The organism is Pseudomonas sp. TWR1-1-4 (assembly GCF_049897165.1).
GTDB lineage: Bacteria > Pseudomonadota > Gammaproteobacteria > Pseudomonadales > Pseudomonadaceae > Aquipseudomonas > Aquipseudomonas canadensis.
This window is the reverse complement of sequence record NZ_JAFCVS010000001.1, coordinates 279,900-298,997: the sequence shown is the minus strand read 5'-3', so window position 1 is coordinate 298,997 and position 19,098 is coordinate 279,900. Positions and strand designations below refer to the sequence as shown.

21 protein-coding genes are annotated in these 19,098 nt (G+C 62.0%); 10 read left to right on the top strand and 11 right to left on the bottom strand.

Annotated elements, in window-relative coordinates:
* Position 1: 1 nt before the first annotated feature.
* Positions 2-394 carry a sulfurtransferase complex subunit TusD gene (gene tusD / locus ACP7C6_RS01435; protein WP_016977549.1) on the bottom strand — a complete coding sequence of 131 codons (393 nt, stop codon included), beginning with the start codon at positions 392-394 and terminating at the stop codon, positions 2-4.
* Positions 395-551: 157 nt separating this feature from the next.
* Here tusD and ACP7C6_RS01430 point away from each other — a divergent pair, with 157 nt between their 5' ends.
* Positions 552-1,715 (top strand): CaiB/BaiF CoA transferase family protein, encoded by a 1,164-nt coding sequence (locus ACP7C6_RS01430; protein WP_311892856.1) that lies wholly within the window; start codon positions 552-554, stop codon positions 1,713-1,715.
* Positions 1,716-1,782: 67 nt separating this feature from the next.
* Here ACP7C6_RS01430 and ACP7C6_RS01425 read toward each other — a convergent pair whose 3' ends face one another.
* Together ACP7C6_RS01425 and ACP7C6_RS01420 are read right to left on the bottom strand one after the other, a co-directional pair.
* The gene (locus tag ACP7C6_RS01425; protein WP_010209629.1) at positions 1,783-2,277 is read right to left on the bottom strand and encodes a SprT family zinc-dependent metalloprotease; all 495 of its coding nucleotides are present in this window, start codon (positions 2,275-2,277) and stop codon (positions 1,783-1,785) included.
* Positions 2,278-2,405: 128 nt separating this feature from the next.
* On the bottom strand, positions 2,406-3,008 hold the full coding sequence (locus ACP7C6_RS01420; RefSeq protein ID WP_016977555.1) for a Yip1 family protein: 603 nt from the start codon (positions 3,006-3,008) through the stop codon (positions 2,406-2,408).
* A gap of 262 nt (positions 3,009-3,270) precedes the next feature.
* Here ACP7C6_RS01420 and ttcA point away from each other — a divergent pair, with 262 nt between their 5' ends.
* Entirely contained in the window at positions 3,271-4,095 is an 825-nt protein-coding gene (gene ttcA / locus ACP7C6_RS01415; RefSeq protein WP_028616780.1) for a tRNA 2-thiocytidine(32) synthetase TtcA, read from the top strand.
* A 67-nt stretch (positions 4,096-4,162) separates the two neighbouring features.
* Positions 4,163-4,834 (top strand): DNA-3-methyladenine glycosylase I, encoded by a 672-nt coding sequence (locus tag ACP7C6_RS01410; protein WP_028616779.1) that lies wholly within the window; start codon positions 4,163-4,165, stop codon positions 4,832-4,834.
* 138 nt (positions 4,835-4,972) lie between these two features.
* Here ACP7C6_RS01410 and ACP7C6_RS01405 read toward each other — a convergent pair whose 3' ends face one another.
* The 3 genes from ACP7C6_RS01405 to arsC are packed head-to-tail and all read right to left on the bottom strand — an operon-like array spanning position 4,973 to position 6,325.
* On the bottom strand, positions 4,973-5,377 hold the full coding sequence (locus ACP7C6_RS01405; RefSeq protein WP_426108170.1) for a DUF2069 domain-containing protein: 405 nt from the start codon (positions 5,375-5,377) through the stop codon (positions 4,973-4,975).
* The gene (gene wrbA / locus ACP7C6_RS01400; RefSeq protein WP_028616777.1) at positions 5,361-5,975 is read right to left on the bottom strand and encodes an NAD(P)H:quinone oxidoreductase; all 615 of its coding nucleotides are present in this window, start codon (positions 5,973-5,975) and stop codon (positions 5,361-5,363) included. Before wrbA ends, ACP7C6_RS01405 begins: the two co-directional genes overlap by 17 nt.
* Positions 5,972-6,325: an arsenate reductase (glutaredoxin) gene (gene arsC, locus ACP7C6_RS01395; RefSeq protein WP_028616776.1), complete on the bottom strand. Its 354-nt coding sequence runs from the start codon at positions 6,323-6,325 to the stop codon at positions 5,972-5,974. The genes wrbA and arsC overlap by 4 nt, the downstream gene beginning before the upstream one ends.
* A 115-nt stretch (positions 6,326-6,440) precedes the next feature.
* Between arsC and ACP7C6_RS01390 the strand changes: the two genes are divergently transcribed.
* Positions 6,441-6,902 (top strand): TlpA disulfide reductase family protein, encoded by a 462-nt coding sequence (locus tag ACP7C6_RS01390; protein WP_311892850.1) that lies wholly within the window; start codon positions 6,441-6,443, stop codon positions 6,900-6,902.
* 123 nt (positions 6,903-7,025) lie between these two features.
* On the opposite strand, the gene ACP7C6_RS01385 is transcribed toward ACP7C6_RS01390, so the two are convergent.
* The 4 genes from ACP7C6_RS01385 to ACP7C6_RS01370 form a co-directional block, all read right to left on the bottom strand.
* On the bottom strand, positions 7,026-7,430 hold the full coding sequence (locus ACP7C6_RS01385; RefSeq protein ID WP_028616774.1) for an META domain-containing protein: 405 nt from the start codon (positions 7,428-7,430) through the stop codon (positions 7,026-7,028).
* On the bottom strand, positions 7,427-7,867 hold the full coding sequence (locus tag ACP7C6_RS01380; RefSeq protein ID WP_028616773.1) for a hypothetical protein: 441 nt from the start codon (positions 7,865-7,867) through the stop codon (positions 7,427-7,429). The genes ACP7C6_RS01385 and ACP7C6_RS01380 overlap by 4 nt, the downstream gene beginning before the upstream one ends.
* Positions 7,868-7,938: 71 nt before the next feature.
* Positions 7,939-8,928, bottom strand: coding sequence for a 2-hydroxyacid dehydrogenase (locus tag ACP7C6_RS01375; protein ID WP_028616772.1), 990 nt, complete (start codon positions 8,926-8,928; stop codon positions 7,939-7,941).
* Between the two features lie 107 nt (positions 8,929-9,035).
* On the bottom strand, positions 9,036-11,789 hold the full coding sequence (locus tag ACP7C6_RS01370; protein WP_028616771.1) for a response regulator: 2,754 nt from the start codon (positions 11,787-11,789) through the stop codon (positions 9,036-9,038).
* A gap of 206 nt (positions 11,790-11,995) precedes the next feature.
* Here ACP7C6_RS01370 and ACP7C6_RS01365 point away from each other — a divergent pair, with 206 nt between their 5' ends.
* Complete coding sequence (locus ACP7C6_RS01365; protein WP_353632425.1) at positions 11,996-12,724, top strand: response regulator transcription factor; 729 nt, start codon at positions 11,996-11,998, stop codon at positions 12,722-12,724.
* Positions 12,711-14,081, top strand: a complete 1,371-nt coding sequence (locus ACP7C6_RS01360) for a histidine kinase sensor domain-containing protein (protein WP_122683830.1) — start codon at positions 12,711-12,713, stop codon at positions 14,079-14,081. The genes ACP7C6_RS01365 and ACP7C6_RS01360 overlap by 14 nt, the downstream gene beginning before the upstream one ends.
* Here the strand turns inward: ACP7C6_RS01360 and ACP7C6_RS01355 are convergent.
* Entirely contained in the window at positions 14,078-14,593 is a 516-nt protein-coding gene (locus ACP7C6_RS01355) for a DUF2062 domain-containing protein (RefSeq protein ID WP_012724913.1), read from the bottom strand. The genes ACP7C6_RS01360 and ACP7C6_RS01355 overlap by 4 nt on opposite strands.
* Before the next feature lie 135 nt (positions 14,594-14,728).
* Between ACP7C6_RS01355 and ACP7C6_RS01350 the strand changes: the two genes are divergently transcribed.
* The 4 genes from ACP7C6_RS01350 (at position 14,729) to lpxK (ending at position 19,098) form a co-directional block, all read left to right on the top strand.
* Complete coding sequence (locus ACP7C6_RS01350) at positions 14,729-16,954, top strand: DNA internalization-related competence protein ComEC/Rec2 (RefSeq protein WP_426108169.1); 2,226 nt, start codon at positions 14,729-14,731, stop codon at positions 16,952-16,954.
* 73 nt (positions 16,955-17,027) lie between these two features.
* Positions 17,028-17,663, top strand: coding sequence for a MotA/TolQ/ExbB proton channel family protein (locus ACP7C6_RS01345; protein ID WP_016978182.1), 636 nt, complete (start codon positions 17,028-17,030; stop codon positions 17,661-17,663).
* Complete coding sequence (locus tag ACP7C6_RS01340) at positions 17,660-18,088, top strand: ExbD/TolR family protein (RefSeq protein WP_010209650.1); 429 nt, start codon at positions 17,660-17,662, stop codon at positions 18,086-18,088. Before ACP7C6_RS01345 ends, ACP7C6_RS01340 begins: the two co-directional genes overlap by 4 nt.
* On the top strand, positions 18,088-19,098 hold the full coding sequence (gene lpxK / locus ACP7C6_RS01335) for a tetraacyldisaccharide 4'-kinase (RefSeq protein WP_028616767.1): 1,011 nt from the start codon (positions 18,088-18,090) through the stop codon (positions 19,096-19,098). The genes ACP7C6_RS01340 and lpxK overlap by 1 nt, the downstream gene beginning before the upstream one ends.

The window sequence follows — 19,098 nt, the reverse complement described above, 5'->3', positions numbered from 1 at the left end:
CTCACGGCCCTCCAAAACAGATCAGGCGGTCGGCATCCTGGATCGCATCATGTAATTGCCCCAGGCCAGACAGCGCCCAGGGCGCATCCAGATTCACCGCTGTGCGCTGATACCGCGTGGCTTCCTCCTGGTTGAGAACGCCACGGCGTAACGCAGCGGCAATGCACACCACGCCATCAAGCTGGTGCTGGCTGACAAACTCACGCCATTGGCGGGCGATGTCTTGCTCATCCTGGGGCGCGACGATGTTGTTGGACGCGCTGTACACGCCGTCCTGATAGAAAAACAACCGCACAATCTCGTGCCCGCCGGCCAGCGCCGCCTGGGCGAACAGCAGGGCGCGGCGCGAGGAGGGCGCGTGGGCGGCGGAAAACAGGGCAATCGCAAACTTCATGGAACACTCTGCAAGCAAACGTGGGCCAATGATAAAGCCGCCGCCACGAAAAAGCCCGCCGTGATCAAAACGGTCACTGTCGGTGACTGTTTCGGCGATTGCCGGCAGGCGCAGGGCTGCCTAGTCTGTGGGCAGTCGAAACGGAAATGGAGTGCCCATGTCAGGTCCCTTGGCGTCCCTCAAAGTGCTGGATTTTTCCACCCTGCTGCCCGGCCCGTTTGCCTCCCTGATGCTGGCGGACATGGGCGCCGAGGTGCTGCGTATCGAGTCGCCTACGCGCATGGACCTGTTGCGAGTGCTGCCGCCCCATGATCAGGGCACATCGGCCAGCCACGCCTACCTCAACCGCAATAAACGCAGCCTGGCGCTGGACCTCAAGCAGGTCGAGGCGCTGGAGATCGTGCGGGCGCTGGTGAAGGACTACGACATCCTGCTTGAACAATTCCGCCCTGGGGTGATGGAGCGCCTGGGTTTGGGTTATGAGGCATTGAAGTCGATCAATCCCCGGCTGATTTATGTATCGATCACCGGCTACGGCCAGACGGGGCCCTATAAGGACCGCGCCGGGCACGATATCAACTACCTGGCATTGGCCGGCGTGGCCAGCTACACCGGGCGCCAGGACAGCGGGCCGCTGCCATTGGGCGTGCAAGTGGCGGATGTGGGCGGTGGTTCGCTGCATGCGGTGGTGGGGTTGCTCGCGGCGGTCATCGCGCGGCAGCAGAGCGGTGTTGGTCAATACCTGGATGTGAGCATGACCGACTGCTCGTTCAGCCTGAACGCCATGGCTGGCGCGGGTTACCTGGCGTGCGGGGTGGAGCCGGAGCGGGAAAGTCATGTGCTCAATGGCGGCAGCTTTTACGATTACTACCGCTCGCGAGATGGCCGCTGGATGTCGGTGGGCAGCCTGGAGCCCGGGTTTATGCAGCAGCTCTGCGCGGCGCTGGGGCGGCCGGAGTTGGCGGCGCTGGGTTTATCGCCCAAGCTCAAGGTGGCGCTGCAAGTTGAATTTGAAAAGCGCAGCTTTGATGAGCTGTGCGCGCTGTTCGCCGGGGTGGATGCGTGCGTGGAGCCGGTGTTGAGCCTGAGTGAGGCGGTGGAACATCCACAGCTCAAGGCGCGGCAATTGGTCAGCCAGGTGCCACGGGGCGATGGGTCGACTCAGGCGCAACTGGCCTGTCCTTTGAAGTTTTCCGAGGGTTTGCCGCCGCCCCGACATATCGGTGTCGAGGTGGGGGCGCACAGTGACGAAGTGCTGGCGGAGTTGGGATTCAGTGTTCAGCGGATAGACGCCTGGCGAAAAAACGGCACAATTCTGTAGGAGCCGGCTTGCCGGCGATGGCGATCTTGAGGGCGCCATCGCCGGCAAGCCAGCTTCTACAGAAGAGTCACTCCACCCGCGTTTCCCCAGTAAACACCAAGGTCTGCCGGCACCGCCTGCACAAATACCGCCGCCCCTGAGCCACCATGCCATGGCGTTGTGACGAGAACGGAAAGTCACTGTCCGCACACGGGCATCGGTAGATATAGCGAGTCACCTGGCGACGCTTAACTTCATAAGTGTGGCAACGATCCGGCGGCAGTTCGTAAACCCCGCGCATGATCAATTGCCATTCCTCGCCATGGGGCTGGATGCGTTCGCCAAATAATTGGTGGGCAATCAGGTGCGCCACTTCATGGGCAACGGTCTGTTTCAGGAAGTGTTGGCTGTTTTCACGGTACAACTGTGGGTTGAAACGCAGCAGGTTCTCGTGCAAATGCGCGACACCGGCCTTCTGGCCCCGCAGCTTGAGGCTGACCTGGGGGCGTTTGAAGCTTCGTTTGAAAAAGGATTCGGCTTGTAGGAAACAATCTTCGACGCGGGTATTGAGTTGCTCGGGCATGCTGTACATATCTCCAGAGACGTCCAGTATGCCGCAAAGCTGGGTGTTTCCGAATCTGTCAGGCGCCGAATGGTCATGCATGATGCACAAAGCCACCTTGCGGTGGCTTTGCCTAAGGTTTTAAACGGTCAGTTGGTGTAGATCGGGCCCACGCCCAGCCCCCAGACGATCACGGTAAACGCCATGATCGCCACCAGTACCACCAGGCCCACGGCCAGAACCGAGCTGGAAAACAGGAAGCCTTCATCCGGGTCGATGTTCATGAAGGTCGGCAGCCCCACATAGAGCAAGTACACCGTGTAGCAGATGGCCGCCGTGCCCACGACCATGCCCAGCCACATATGCGGATAGAGTGCGGCCAGCCCACCGATAAACAGTGGCGTAGCGGTGTAGGTGGCAAAGGCTACGCAGCGTGCCATGCTGGGATTGGCGTCGTAGGTGCGCGCCATCCAGTGAATGAACGCCCCCATCACCGCCACGCCACCGAGCATGGCGGCGTAGGACATGATGGTCATCCACAAGGCGCTTTCCTGGGTCAGCATCACCGGCGCACGATTGCCGATGACCCAGCCGACCTGGGTGGTGCCGATAAAGGCGGAAACGGCAGGGATCGCCGCAAGAATCAAGGTGTGAGTGAGGTACATGTGGCCGATGCTTTCTTCTTTATCGCCACGGATTTCCCGCCATTCCTGGTCGGGATGGGTAAACAGCCCCACGACGTGATGGATCATGCCAGTCACTCCTGTCGTTATTACCATCGCCCCCCATCGGAGCGCCCACGGGCCAAATGGCCTCAAAGGTCTGGATAGATGTGCGACCTCTAGTCGCAGTATAGGAAGTGATGACCGGAATAACTGTAGGGCCTTTAGAGCAAATTGCGCTGTAAACATTGGGCTTAATCGCGGTGGGGTCTTTTACCGCTGGCCCTTTTGATGGTTTTTTTGCGTAAAATACCCGGCTTTTCGTCACACACCTCTAGCGGATCCAAGCGCCATGGGCACTCTTACGGTCAACCAGAACAAACTGCAAAAACGCCTGCGTCGCCTGGCCGGTGAAGCGGTCGCCGATTTCAACATGATCGAGGACGGCGACAAGGTCATGGTCTGCCTCTCCGGCGGCAAAGACAGTTACACAATGCTCGACGTGCTGCTGCACCTGCAAAAGGTCGCGCCGATCCGGTTCGAGATCGTTGCCGTCAACATGGACCAGAAACAACCGGGCTTCCCTGAGCATGTGCTGCCGGCCTACCTCAAGGAGTTGGGCGTCGAGTACCACATCGTCGAGAAAGACACCTACTCGGTGGTCAAGGAACTGATTCCGGAAGGCAAGACCACCTGCTCGCTGTGCTCGCGCCTGCGCCGTGGCACGCTGTACACCTTCGCGGATGAAATCGGCGCGACCAAGATGGCCCTGGGTCACCACCGCGACGATATCGTTGAGACCTTTTTCCTCAATATGTTCTTCAACGGCTCGCTCAAGGCCATGCCGCCCAAGCTGCGCGCCGATGACGGGCGTAACGTGGTGATCCGCCCGCTGGCGTATTGCAACGAGAAGGACATCCAGGCCTACTCCGACTTCAAGCAATTCCCGATCATTCCGTGCAACCTGTGTGGCTCCCAGGAAAACCTGCAGCGCCAGGTGGTCAAGGAAATGCTGGTGGACTGGGAGCGCAAGACCCCAGGCCGCACCGAAAGCATCTTCCGCAGCCTGCAGAATGTGCAGCCGTCGCAGTTGGCTGACCGCAACCTGTTCGACTTCACCAGCCTGAAAATTGATGAAACCGCCGCCTCGCGCTTCGTCAATGTGGTGAACCTCTGAGCCATTTCAATGCTCTGACACACGGCGCTCGCGGGCGCCGTTATCAATTCAACTGCCAGGAGAGGGCATGCGCGATTACAAGTGGCTTCACGAATACTGTCTGAACCGCTTCGGTTCGGCAGCCGAGCTGGAAGCCCATCTGCCTGTAGCCAAGACCCCGGCGCAACTGCGCAAGATCAGCGATGATCGCTACCTGTCGACCCTGGCGCTGCGCGTGTTTCGTGCGGGCTTGAAGCACAGCGTGGTGGATGCCAAGTGGCCGGCGTTCGAAAAGGTGTTTTTCGGCTTCGACCCGGAAAAAGTCGTGTTGATGGGCGCTGAGCACCTGGAGCGCTTGATGCAGGACACCAGCATCATCCGTCACCTGGGCAAGCTCAAGAGCGTGCCGCGCAATGCGCAGATGATCCTCGACATCGAGCAGGAGAAGGGCAGCTTCGGCGCGTTTATCGCCGATTGGCCGGTGACTGATATCGTCGGGCTATGGAAGTACCTGAGCAAGCACGGACATCAGCTCGGCGGGCTGTCAGCGCCGCGCTTCTTGCGCATGGTCGGCAAGGACACTTTTGTGCCGAGTTATGACGTGGTGGCGGCGTTGAACGCGCAGAAGATCGTCGACAAGGCACCGACCAGCCTGCGCGACCTGGCGACGGTGCAGGGCGCGTTCAACCAATGGCACGCCGAGAGTGGGCGGCCAATGTGCCAGTTGTCGATGATGCTGGCTTACACCGTCAACCACTGATTGTAGTGAGCGGGCTTGCCCCGCGCTGGGTGGCGAAGCCGCCCCATCCCAGGCACTGAGTTTTCCAGTTAGAGCCGAGGTGCCTGGTTTTGGGGCGGCTTCGCCACCCAGCGCGGGGCAAGCCCGCTCACTACAGGATCAGCTCGCGAGGCGGCGATTTAATTGATGCCGCCAGCGCACATACAACAACGCCGTACAAAACACCGCCAGGCTCGCCAGCATCTCCAGCACCCCGAACCACTGCCGGTTCGGGTCGTACGCCGCCAGCGCGCCTTTGATGAAATACAGGTTCACCACAAAGCACATCCACGAATGCCCGCGCGCGCTGCCCGTCAGCATGCCCGGCGTCAGCACCAGCAGCGGCACCAGTTCGATCAGCAGGATCACCCAAGGCCGCGCGCCATGCAGGTCGGCGACGAACAGGTAATACACGCACAGCAGACCCACCAGGCCCAAAAACGCCAGCAGGCTGAGCACGCGTGCCAGCTTGACCCGCGGCTCGAGCCACGCTTGGGGTGGCAGGACCTTAGGCTTTCTGGCCACTGCCGCTCTCCAGCAAGGTAGCGGTAGTCGCCAGGCGCAGGCCAAGGGCGCGGCACAGGGCGATTTCATGTTGATCGAGCATGCGCTTGCCATCGGGGCCGGCGTGATGGCTGGCGCCATACGGGGTGCCACCGCCCTGGGTATCGAGCAGCGCTTGTTCGCTGTAGGGCAGGCCGGTGATCAGCATGCCGTGGTGCAGCAGCGGCAGCAGCATCGACATCAACGTGGTTTCCTGACCGCCGTGCAGGCTGGCGGTGGAGGTGAACACCCCGGCCGGCTTGCCGACGAGGGCGCCGGTGAGCCATAGGTTGCTGGTGCCGTCGATGAAATACTTGAGCGGCGCGGCCATGTTGCCGAAACGGGTCGGGCTGCCGAGGGCCAGGCCGGAGCAGTGCTTCAGGTCATCCAGGCTGGCATACAGCGCGCCTTCGTCCGGGATGCTTGGCGCCACGGCTTCGCACTCGGTGGAGATCGCCGGCACGGTGCGCAGTCGCGCTTCCATACCGCCTTGCTCGATGCCCCGGGCGATCTGCCGGGCCATTTCGCTCACCGAGCCATTGCGGCTGTAATACAGCACTAGCACATAGGGCGACGTCACGGCAGGATCTCCAGCACGTTTTCCGGCGGACGGCCAATGATGGCTTTATCGGCGGTTTCCAGGATCGGGCGTTCCATCAGCTTCGGGTGCTCGGCGATGGCGGCAATCAACTGCGCTTCGCTGAGGCTGGCGTCGGCGAGGTTGAGCGCCTTGTATTCATCTTCGCCGGTGCGCAGCAGTTGGCGGGCGCTGATGCCCAGCTTGCCCAGCAGCGCCTTTAATTGCGCGGCGTTCAGCGGGGTTTCCAGGTAGCGCACCACGTTGGGGGTAAGGCCGCGGGCTTCGAGCAGTTCCAGCGCACCGCGGGATTTCGAGCAGCGCGGGTTGTGATAAAGCGTCAGATCGGTCATGTGCGGGTCGCATCTTGCGTAAGGTGGCGGGTATTCTACCCGCGCAGCGACCTGTCCTTAAACCGTAAGAGGCGATAGGTCGCAGCCAACGTTCATTTTTGCGAAGGATTACCCCATGACAAGGCGACTGATCGGTGCATTGGCGATCATCACAACCCTGCTGCTCAGCGGCTGCGGTAACGATTACGGCGTTGACCAATATGGCAAGAAGGTGGCTTCCGAACGCTTGGACAAGCAGTGGCTGGTGGTCAACTACTGGGCCGAATGGTGTGGTCCGTGCCGCACGGAAATCCCCGAGCTCAATGCCTTGGCCGAGCAACTGAAGGCGCAGAACGTGGGCGTATTCGGGGTCAACTTCGACAACGTGCAGGGCGAAGAGCTGAAAGCCGCCAGCGACAAGCTGGGCATCAAGTTCACGGTGCTGGCGCAGAATCCGGAAGAGATCTTCGATATCCCGCGCAGCGAAGCGTTGCCGGTGACCTACATCATCGATGACAAGGGCAAGGTGCGTGAGACGTTGATGGGTGAGCAGACGGCGGACGGGGTGTTGGCCAAGCTCAAAGCTCTGAAGGGCTGACACGCTTTTACTGTAGGAGCGAGCTTGCTCGCGAAGAACGTCAACGATAACGCGTTTATTCTGGTGACGCGCGTTGTCCTTTGGTTCTTCGCGAGCAAGCTCGCTCCTACACTGGAAGGAAGATCAGCCTTCTTCCAGCCACAGACGAATCGGCTTGCCCTCGGCCGGCCAGAACCGCGTCTGTTCGATCGGCGAGATGTCCCAGCGCTGCACCCCTTGCAGGGCCTGGAAGAAGCGGTGTTCCTGCTCCATCAAGGCCTCGGCGCAGAGTTTACGGGTGCTGCCGATCTGGCCGAAGCTGAGCTTTTCGCCGTCGACGGTGTAGGGCGCGAACCAGTGGTTGCAGCCGCCGTTGCCGTAGGCACGGCCATCGGCGCCGAGGGTGACGGTCAGGTGCGCGTAGTCCATCAGCGGCCGTTCACCAATCCATTCGACCACGTAGCTGTGATCCTGCTTGAGCTTGACTGCATCCCCGGCGCAGCCCGCCAGGGCCGCTCCGACGGCGGCGAGCAGAAGCAGGCCTTTCATTGCGCGGCCTTTTGGCATTTCGGGCAGCGGTGCTTGTCGCCCTCGCTGGCCCAGCCCAATTCGGCAATGCGTGCATTGGCGGCGGGTTGCAGCGGCGCTTTGGTCAGCTTGGTTTCCACCGCAAATTCGAACTCCAACACCGCATCGCAGCTATCGCAGTTGACCTTCCAGGTGTGAATCTCCAACTCGCCGAATTTCGGCCCCTGGGCCATGGCGACCCACTGGCCCGCCGGGCGGATGGAGTAGCGCGCATCACCTTCGACGGTGAGGCGCATCGACAGGGTTTTACTGCCGCGCAGGGAGACGATCAACACGTCGCCATGCTTGATCGAACCACCGTTGCCGGTGACCTGGTAACGGCCCGGCACCAGGGCGCGGCATTCGATCAGGGTGTGTTGCGGGCTCAGCAAACTGAAGCGGAAATCGTGTTCGGCCATGGATCCTCCAAATAGGCGCGGCATCCTATCACGGGTGCTGGCTCATCATGAGCCTGGTATGTGACCGCTGATCATCCTTCGACAAGGTTCCGCGCCTGGCCGTCGGCCCAGGCCGCGATGTTGGCCAAGGTGGTGCCGGCGATGGCCGCCAGGGCTTCGCGGGTGAGAAACGCCTGGTGGGCGGTGATGATCACGTTGGGGAAGGTCAGCAGGCGCGCGAGGACGTCGTCCTGTAGGGGCAGGTCGGAGCGGTCTTCGAAGAACAGCTGGGCTTCTTCTTCATACACATCCAGCCCCAAGTAGCCGAGCTGACCGTCCTTGAGCGCTTCGATCAGCGCCGGGGTGTCCACCAGACCGCCGCGACCGGTGTTGATCAGCATCGCGCCTGGCTGCATCTGCGCCAGGGAACGGGCATTGATCAAGTGCTTGCTGTCGGCCGTCAGCGGGCAATGCAGGCTGATGATCTGCGCCTGGTCCAGCAGTTCGGGCAGGCTCACGTAGCGCGCGCCCAGGGCCTGCACTTGCGGGTTGGGGAAGGGGTCGTAGGCGAGTAACTGGCAACCGAAGCCGGCCATGATCTTGGCGAAGGTGGCACCGATCTGCCCGGTGCCGACCACGCCGACGGTCTTGCCCACCAGGTCGAAACCGGTGAGGCCGTGCAGGCTGAAATCACCGTCGCGGGTGCGGTTATAAGCGCGGTGCAGGCGACGGTTGAGGGCGAGGATCAGCGCGACCGCATGCTCGGCCACCGCATGGGGCGAATACGCCGGCACGCGTACGATGGTCAGGCCCAGGCGCTTGGCGGCGGCCAGGTCCACATGGTTGTAGCCCGCCGAACGCAGCGCGATCAACCGCGTGCCGCCCTTGGCCAGGTGCTCCAGGACCGGGGCGCTGAGGTCGTCGTTGATAAAGGCGCAGACCACGTCGTGATGCTCGGCAAGGGCCGCGGTGTCGAGGTTGAGGCGGGCGGGCTGGAACTGCAGTTCCAGGCCGGGCGGCAGGGGTTCGCCGAGAAAACTGTCGCGGTCGTAGGTCTGGCTGCTGAAAAGAATGACGCGCATGGAAAAGCTCCCTGCAATTACAAATGAATGAGCAGGCTTTTGTGGTGAGCGGGCTTGCCCCGCGCGAGGCAAGCTCGCTCACCGCAAAAGCCTGTTCCTGTAAAAAGTCAGGCGTTGACCCGCGCTTCACTGGCGAGTCGGGCAATGGCCATGTCCAGTTCGTCCAACGCATGCTGGGCCTTGGCGTCGTCCTGCTTGAGCAGGGTTTCGGCGCGGTGGCACGCAGCCCGCAACTGCGGTACGCCGCAGTAACGGGTGGCGCCGTGCAGGCGGTGCACGCGTTCGATCAGGGCGTTGTTGTCATTGGCGTCACGGGCAAGGGTGATGGCGAGTCGGTCGGCCTCCAGGGAGGCGAGCAACATGGCGAGCATGTCCGCCGCCAGATCAGCCTTGCCGGCGGCCAGGCGCAGGCCCTCTTCATGGTCCAGTACGGGCACTTGTACGCCGGGGCCGAGGCCATCCGTTGCACGTTCCGGGCCTTGATTGCGCAGCGCCAGGCCGGTCCACTTCAACACGACCTGGGCCAGTTGCCGCTCGCTGATGGGTTTGGTCAGGTAATCGTCCATGCCGCTTTGCAGCAAGGCGCGTTTTTCGTTGGCCATGGCGTGGGCGGTGAGAGCGACCACCGGCAATGGCGTGCCGCTGCGCTCGCTTTCCCACTGGCGGATCGCTTCGGTGCTCTGGCGGCCGTCCATGCCGGGCATTTGCACGTCCATCAGCACGAGGTCGAAGGTGTCCTGTTTCACCGCGTCGATGGCGGCATACCCGCTTTCCACGGCGCGCACCCGTGCGCCCATGTCTTCCAGCAGGGTCTGTACCAGTAGCAAGTTCGCCGGGTTGTCGTCCACGCACAGCACACGCGGCGCGCGGCTGGACAACGGCTCGCCCGGTTCGCTGCGCGAAGGGCGCGGGCTGATCAGGTCGGACAGCGCGCGACGCAGCTTGCGTGTGCACGCCGGTTTGGCCTGCAATTGGCTGTTGGGATTGGGCACGGATTGGTTGAACAGCATCTGTTCGGTGGTCGGGCACAGCACCAGCACTTTGCAGCCCAAATGTTCGAGGTCCCATAGATGCTGGTTGAGGCGCTCGGGCGGAATGTCATTGGCGGTCACGCCGAGCACCGCAAGGTCAATGGCCTGCTCAGTCTGATGGGCGCTGGTAATGCCGTTGGTCAGGCTTTCCAGGCTATTGAACGGCGTGACTTCCAGGCCGCAGTCTTCCAGTTGATGTTGCAGCGCCTGGCGTGCCAATTCGTGGTTTTCCAGCACCGCCACGCGATGGCCCAGCAGCGGCGCGGAAGGCAGGTCTTCGACATCGTCACGGGTCTTGGGCAGGTTCAGGCTGATCCAGAATTCCGAGCCTTCGCCTGGCGTGCTGTCGACGCCGATTTCACCGCCCATCTGTTCGATCAGGCGCTTGGAAATCACCAGCCCCAACCCCGTGCCGCCGGGTTGGCGCGACAGCGAGTTGTCGGCCTGGCTGAAGGCCTGGAACAGCGCGCGCACGTCCTGGCTGGACAGGCCGATGCCGGTGTCCTGCACGCTGATGCGCAATTGCACGCTGTCTTCCTGCTCGTCCTCGATCATCGCCCGGGCGACAATGGTGCCTTCGCGGGTGAACTTGATCGCGTTGCTGATCAGGTTGGTAAGGATCTGCTTGAGGCGCAGCGGATCACCCACCAGCGCCAGTGGCGTGTCGCGGTACACCAGGCTCACCAGTTCCAGCTGTTTGGCATGGGCGGCGGGGGCGAGGATGGTCAGGGTGTCTTGCAGCAAGTCGCGCAGGTTGAACGGGATGCTGTCGAGCACCAGTTTGCCGGCCTCGATTTTCGAGAAGTCGAGGATCTCGTTGATGATGCCCAGCAGGTTGTCGGCGGACTTTTCGATGGTGCCCAAGTAGTCGAGCTGGCGCGGGGTCAGCTCGCTTTTTTGCAGCAAATGGGTAAAACCGAGAATGCCGTTGAGCGGGGTGCGGATTTCATGGCTCATGTTGGCCAGGAACTCCGACTTGATGCGGCTGGCCTCCAGGGCCTCCTTGCGCGCCAGGTCCAGCTCGATGTTCTGGATCTCGATGGTTTCCAGGTTCTGGCGCACGTCTTCGGTGGCTTGGTCGATGCTGTGTTGCAGTTCTTCCTGGGCGTTCTGCAAGGTCTCGGCCATGCGGTTGATGCCCGAGGCGAGTTGGTCCAGTTCCTGGCTGCCCAAGGGCGGCAAACGGGTTTCCAGGTTGCCGTCCTTGAGTTGGGCCACGGCTTGCTTGATCTGGCCGATGGGCGAGTTGATGGTGCGGCTGATACGCAGTGCCAGCGCCGCGGTGCAGATCAGGCCGATGGCGATCAGCAACAAGCTGGCGAACAGGCTGCGGTAGCCACGCAGCAACATACCGTTGTGGGACAGTTCCACCTCGACCCAACCCAGCAGGCGGTCGGCTTCATCCGGGATCAGTTCGCCGGCGAGGTTGCGGTGACGGCCAAACACCGGCAGCAAATAGCGGGTGGCGTCATTGCCGGTGCGCTGCAATAAATGGGAGCTGTTACCGACCGGCGGCTGGTTGAGCATGGTCGGGCCGGCGTGGGCGAGGGGCGCGCGATCCGGGCTAAGGAAAGACACGGCACGCACGTCCGGCTGTTCCAGGGATTGAGTGGCGATGCGCTCGAGCAAATCGGTGTTGCGCGCACTGAGGGCGGGCGCGACCAGGGGCGCCAACTGTTCGGCGATCATTTCGCCGCGTTGCAGCAATTGGGTCTGCAGTTCCGAGAGCTGCATCCAGGTGAAATAACCGCCCAGCAACGAGGCCATCAGGCTGGTCGGTAATAAGGTCAGCAACAGTACGCGGCCTTTTATCCCCATTCTTGTCAGCACGCCACTCTCCTGCTACCACATTGATATCTACGGAATTGCGCGGGCATCCGGCCCGCGCCACCTGCGCAGTGTAGCCATTTGCGCGGCGAAGAATCTTGCAAATTAATGACATACGGCAATCTTGAAGGCATTTGGCGGCCAGTGGCGATTGCCTGCTGCGGGGTTATCTTGAATAATCAGTCATTGAGAATGACTTGCAGATACTAATGAATCCTGTAGCAACTGGCCTACCCAGTATCCTGACCATCGAAGATGACCCCGTGCTGGGCGCTTACGTCCATGAGCACCTGGGGCGCTGTGGTTTCCATGTCACCTGGTGCCAGAACGGCCAGCAAGGCCTGCAGATGGCGCGCGACCAGGTGTTCGACGTGGTGTTGATGGACATTCTGCTGCCAGGGCTGGACGGGTTGTCGATCCTGACCCATCTGCGCCAGAGCCATTCGATCCCGGTGATCCTGATGTCGGCACTGGGGGCTGAGGCCGATCGCATCAGCGGTTTTCGCCTGGGCGCCGATGACTACCTGCCCAAGCCGTTCAGCATGATCGAGCTGCGCGTGCGCATCGAGGCCATCCTGCGCCGTGTCGCCTTGGACAGACGCCCATTGCCGAGCCTGGTACCCGCACGTGACGATACCCGCACCCTGCGCTTCGACGATGAACTGTGCGATGTCTGCCACCTGGAACATCGGGCTGGCCTGACCCGCAGTGAATATCGCCTGCTGGAAACTTTGCATCGCAACGCTGAAGAAGTCCTCAGCAAACCCTTCCTTTACCAGCAGGTGCTGCAACGTGGTTATGCGCCCCATGACCGCAGCCTCGACATGCATATCAGCCAGATCCGCCGCAAGCTCAAGGCCATCGGCTACACCGAGCGCGAAGTGCGCACGGTGTGGGGCAAGGGCTATGTGCTGAGCGGTGCTGATGACAGCCTTTAAAAGGCCCTTTAAAGGCCTGCCGGGCAAGCACTCGTTATTCTGGAAGCTGGCCTGCCTGTTGATCGCCTTCTGTTTGCTGATGATCTGGCTCAGTTGGTCGTGGGGGCGCTACATGGAGCAGAAGAACGCCTACCTGTCCGATGAAGCGCGGATCACCTTGAGTGGTTACGCGTTGCGAGCGGAGCAGGCCTGGAACCGAGACGGCAATGCTGGCGTCGATGCGTGGCTGCAGGAGATGGGCGAGCGCGAAACCACCTGGATCGGCGTGATCGGCAATGACTTGCAATCGCTGAGCAGCTACCCGCTGACCGACAAGGAAAGCCAGCGCCTGACCTTTCTGCGTGGCCTGGACTGGCCGGTGAGCCGGCATGCCAAAGGTCTGCCGTGGCTGAAAATCCCGTTTCCGGTCGACCCCAACGCAGGCTCGCTGGTGATCGAGTTGCCGCAGCGCTTCATGCCGGGGCGCTACCAACTGTTCTGGCGGGTGGTGACCAATGGCGTGATCCCCGGCCTGTTTACCCTGTTGCTGTGCGTCGGCCTGTATCGGCTGCTGATCATGCCCCTCAATCAACTGCGTGAGCAGGCCAACGCCTGGCGTGCTGACCAGTTGAACACGCGGCTGTCCCACGACGCGACCAGTCGTCAGGATGAATTGGGTGAGCTGGGCCGCGCGTTCGACCACATGTCCGAGCGCTTGCAGGGCACCGTGGTGTTGCAGCAGCAACTGCTGCGGGACATGTCCCATGAGCTGCGCACGCCGCTGAGCCGCCTGCGCGTGGCGTGTGACAGTGAGCAGGACCTGACGCAACTGCGCGAGCGGCTTGGCCGTGAGATCGATGCGATGCAACGCCTGGTGGAAGACAGCCTGCAACTGGCGTGGTTGGACACCGAGCGGGCGCCGCTGCCCCAGGAAGATATCCAGCTTCAGGCGCTGTGGGATATGTTGCGCGAAAACGCATGCTTCGAAAGCGATTGGCCCGCGTCGCGCCTGCCGTGTCTGCTCGGCCCGGAATGCTGGGTGCGCGGCAACCTGAATGCGTTGGCCCAGGCCCTGGAAAACATTCTGCGCAATGCCATTCGCCATTCACCCGTGGGCGGTGTGGTCAGCCTGGATGGGCGTCGCGAAGGTGACTATTGGCATGTATGGCTGGAGGACGAGGGCGGCGGGATCGATGACGGGGACCTGGAACGGATCTTCGCACCGTTCACCCGCCTGGACGGATCACGCCCCGGCGATGGTGGCTTCGGCCTGGGCTTGAGCATCGCGCGCAACGCCGTGCAGCGCCAGGACGGTAGCTTGTGGGCGCAAAACACCGGAAAAGGGCTGCGGGTGCATCTGCGTCTGCGGGCTTGCTAGGCGCGACGCTGTTTGCGTTTTTTCCATTGGTGGGCCACCCACCAGCGCCAATAGCCCATGGTCAGGCAATACGCGAGCGCACCCAGCACCAGCCCCAACACCACTGAACCCAGCAGGAACGGCTGCCATAACGTGCTCAATTGGCCGCTGATCCATTCCCAGGTCAGGTCATCCGGCAAGCTGCGCGGGGGCACATTCATCAACCAGGCGCCTGTCATGTAGGTGCAGATAAACACCACCGGCATGGTGATCGGGTTGGTCAGCCATACCAGGCTGACCGCGATGGGCATATTGCCGCGCACGGTGATCGCCAGGACGGCGGCCAGCAGCATCTGTAACGGAATGGGAATAAAAGCCGCGAACAAACCCACAGCCATTGCGCGCGCGACCGAGTGCCGGTTCAGGTGCCAGAGGTTCGGGTCATGCAGCAAGGTGCCAAGGAACTGTAATGACTTGTGTTCCCTGATACTGCTGGGGTCAGGCATGTATCGTTTGAATAAGCGCCGGGGCATAAGGGGTCCAGGTCAGTTCGAGGGGCAAGTATGCCCGCATTCTATAAACAGAAAATTCAGACTTTGTGACAAAACATCATAGGCCGTGCTGGGCATCCGGCTAAGACTGAGTGGATCACTTGAAAAGGATGATTCATGAGGACAGGGATGTGCGCGTTTGCGCTGGGGCTGCTGGCCTTGCGCTTTTTACCGGCATTGCCGACGACCGGTTGGCTGACCGCCTTGCTGGTGCTGGCCCTGATGCTGTTGCCGTTTCGCACGTATCCCTTGGCTTTTTTCCTGTTTGGGCTGAGTTGGGCGTGCATGAGCGCGCAGTGGGCGCTGGATGATCGCCTCAAGCCAGTACTGGACGGTCAGACGCGCTGGGTGGAAGGGCGGGTCAGCGGGCTTCCGCAACAGACGGACGAGGGCGTGCGCTTTGTACTGACCGACAGTCGGTCGCGTAATGCCCGGTTGCCCACGCACATCCGGGTGTCCTGGCGTGGCGGGCCGCCCGTGCGCAGCGGTGAACGCTGGCGCCTGGCCGTCACCCTCAAGCGGCCCGCCGGGTTGCTGAACTTCCACGGCTTTGATCAGGAGGCTTGGCTGCTGGCCCAGCGCATTGGCGCCACCGGTACGGTAAAGGATGGAGAGCGCCTGGCACCGGCTGCCAACGCCTGGCGCGACAGTGTGCGTCAGCGTTTGCTTGCGGTGGACGCCCAAGGCCGGGAGGCTGGCCTGATTGCCCTGGTGTTGGGCGATGGCTCTGGATTGGCGGCTGCTGATTGGCAGGTGCTGCAGGACACAGGGACTGTGCATTTGCTGGTCATCTCCGGCCAGCATATCGGCCTGCTGGCGGGGTTGATTTACGGTTTGATCGCTGGCTTGGCGCGCTATGGATGCTGGCCTCGAACCTGGCCATGGCTGCCCTGGGCTTGTGGGCTGGCGTTCACTACGGCACTGGGTTACGGCTTGCTGGCTGGATTTGGCGTGCCGGTGCAGCGCGCCTGCGTGATGGTTGGGCTGGTGTTGTTGTGGCGATTGCGCTTGCGTCACCTGGGGCTGTGGTGGCCTTTGTTGCTGGCGCTCAATGGGGTGCTGATCCTGGAGCCGTTGGCCAGCTTGCAGCCGGGGTTCTGGCTGTCCTTTGCGGCGGTTGCGGTGCTGATCCTGGCGTTTGGTGGCCGTCTGGGACCCTGGAGCCTGTGGCAGGTGTGGACTCGGCCGCAGTGGTTGATTGCCATCGGGTTGTTTCCGGCCTTGCTGGTGTTGGGGTTGCCCATTAGCCTGAGTGCGCCGTTTGCCAACCTGGTGGCGGTGCCATGGATCAGCCTGGTGGTGTTGCCGCTGGCCTTGTTGGGCACTGCATTGCTGGCGTTGCCGTTTGTAGGGGAAGGTCTGCTGTGGCTGGCGGGCGGGGCACTGGGTGCCTTGTTCAACGGCTTGGCGTGGCTTGCCGGACAGATGCCGGCCTGGATTCCGGCCGATGTACCGCTGGGGTATTGGTTGGTAAGTCTGCTGGGCGCAGTGCTGCTCCTGCTGCCCAAGGGCGTGCCGTTTCGTGTGCTGGGTTGGCCGATGTTTCTGCTGGCGGTGTTTCCCCCACGAGCGCTGGTGCCCGACGGACAGGTGGAGGTGACGCAGCTTGATGTCGGCCAGGGGCAATCGTTGATTTTGCGCACCCGTCATCACACGTTGCTCTACGACGCCGGCCCGCGTTCCGGCACGTTCGACTTGGGTGCGCGCGTGGTACTGCCGTCTTTGCGAAAGCTCGGGGTAGGAGAGCTGGATATGCTGCTGCTCAGCCACGCCGATGCCGATCACGCCGGGGGTGCAGCGGCGATTGCCAATGGCATGCCGATCAAGCGTGTGGTGGGCGGAGAAACTGAAGGTCTGCCCCCATCGCTCGCCACCCAGCCTTGCACCAGCGGCGAGCGCTGGATCTGGGACGGTGTGACCTTCGAACTCTGGCAGTGGCCGGACGCCATAAGTGGCAACGCGAAGTCCTGCGTCTTGCAGGTGCAGGCCAATGGCGAGCGCCTGCTGCTGACCGGTGATATTGGCCGTGCGGCGGAACAGGCCATGCTTGCGTCACCGCTGGCGGTGCCCACCGATTGGCTGCAAGCGCCGCACCATGGCAGTCGCAGTTCTTCGTCCTGGCCCTTTGTGGAACGGCTTGCTCCGCGATCCGTGCTGATCTCGCGAGGGCGCAACAATGCGTTCGGCCATCCCCATCCACAGGTGATGGAACGCTACCAGCGGTTGGGCAGCCAGGTATATGACAGCGCCGAGCAGGGCGCTGTACGTCTGCAGTTGGGTGCTTTTACGCCCCCGATAGTTGCGCGCAGTCAACGCCGGTTCTGGCGCGAGCGGTTACCCTAGCCGCGGCCGATGGGGTCTGTGGTCGACGCACCTATATGGTAAAGTGGCGCACTTTTTCGAGGGGATATTCACTGTGTGGGAATTGGTCAAATCCGGCGGCTGGATGATGTTGCCGATCATCATGAGTTCTATCGCCGCACTCGGCATCGTCGCCGAACGCCTGTGGACCCTTCGCGCCAGCCGCGTGACCCCCGAGCATTTGCTGGGGCAGGTCTGGTCCTGGATCAAGAACAAACAGCTCGATAAGGAAAAACTCAAGGAGCTGCGCGCCAATTCCCCGTTGGGTGAGATCCTCGCTGCCGGGCTGGCCAATTCCAAGCACGGTCGCGAGATTATGAAAGAGTGCATCGAGGAAGCCGCCGCCCGCGTCATCCATGAACTGGAACGCTACATCAACGCCCTCGGCACCATCGCCGCCATGGCGCCGTTGCTCGGCTTGCTCGGTACGGTGTTGGGCATGATCGATATCTTCAGCTCGTTCATGGGCTCCGGCATGACCACCAACGCGGCCGTACTGGCCGGTGGTATCTCCAAGGCGCTGATCACCACGGCCGCAGGCCTGATGGTGGGTATCCCCTCGGTGTTCTTCCACCGCTTCCTGCAACGCCGTATCGATGAGCTTGTGGTGGGCATGGAGCAGGAAGCCATCAAACTGGTGGAAGTGGTGCAGGGCGACCGTGACGTGGACCTGGTTGGGGGCAAAGCGTGAAATTTCGCCGCAAGCAACGGGAAAACGTCGATATCAACCTCGCGTCGCTGATCGATGTGGTGTTTATCCTGCTGCTGTTTTTTGTCGTCACCACCACCTTCACCCGGCAGACCGAACTGCGCGTCGACCTGCCGGAGGCCGTGAGCGGTTCGCCGGCCGAGGACCAGCAAGTCAAGCAATTGGACATCGCCATCAGCGCCGACGGGGTGTTTTCGGTGAATAACCAGTTACTCGAGAAAAACGACCTGGCCAGCCTGATGGATGCCTTGCAGAAAGAGTCCGGCGGCGACACTAAGCTGCCGCTGTCGATCAGTGCTGATGGCAAGACCCAGCACCAGGCCGTGATCACCGCAATGGACGCCGCCGGCAAACTCGGTTTCAGCCATTTGCGCATGACCACTGTCGAGGCGGCGGGCCAACCCTGATGGCCCTGTCTGATCGTTTGCTCAAGGCCTGGTACGAGGGCCATCCGGCGCTTGCGCTGTTGCGGCCGCTGGAGTCCTTGTATCGCCGGGTGGTGCAGCGCAAGCGTGCACGCTTCCTGGCGGGTGAGGGCGAGATCTATCAATCGCCGGTGCCGGTGGTGGTGGTCGGTAATATCACCGTGGGTGGCACCGGCAAGACGCCGTTGATCCTGTGGCTGATCGAACACTGCCGACGCAGCGGCTTGCGCGTAGGTGTGGTCAGTCGAGGGTATGGCGCCAAGCCGCCGCAGTTGCCATGGCGGGTCGAAGGCAGCCAGAGCGCCGAAGTGGCGGGTGATGAGCCCTTGTTGATCGTGCAGCGCTGCGGCGTGCCGTTGATGATTGACCCCGATCGCAGCCGTGCGGTCCAGGCGCTGCTGGCCAGCGAAACCCTGGACCTGATCCTCTCCGACGACGGTCTCCAGCACTACCGCCTGGCCCGTGACCTTGAACTGGTGCTGATCGACGCTGCCCGGGGCCTGGGCAACCGCCGTTGCCTGCCGGCGGGACCGTTGCGTGAGCCTGTTGAACGTCTGCAGAGCGTCGATGCGCTGTTGTACAACGGCGCCGCCAGTGATCGAGACGATGGTTTCGCCTTTCGCTTGCAGCCCACCGCACTGGTCAACCTGCTGACCGGCGAGCGGCAGCCGGTGGATCATTTTCCAGCAGGTCAGCAGGTGCATGCGGTTGCCGGCATCGGCAACCCGCAACGTTTCTTCAATACCCTTGAAACGCTACACTGGCAGCCGATACCCCATGGGTTTGCCGACCACGCGACTTACAGCGCCGAAGTCCTGAATTTTACGCCGTCATTGCCGCTGGTCATGACCGAGAAGGACGCGGTGAAGTGCCGCGCCTTTGCCCAGCCCGACTGGTGGTACCTTGCGGTGGATGCACTGCCGTCGCCGGCGTTCGTCGCCTGGTTCGACACGCAGCTGATGCGTCTGTTGCCTGCCCGCCTTTTGCCTTAA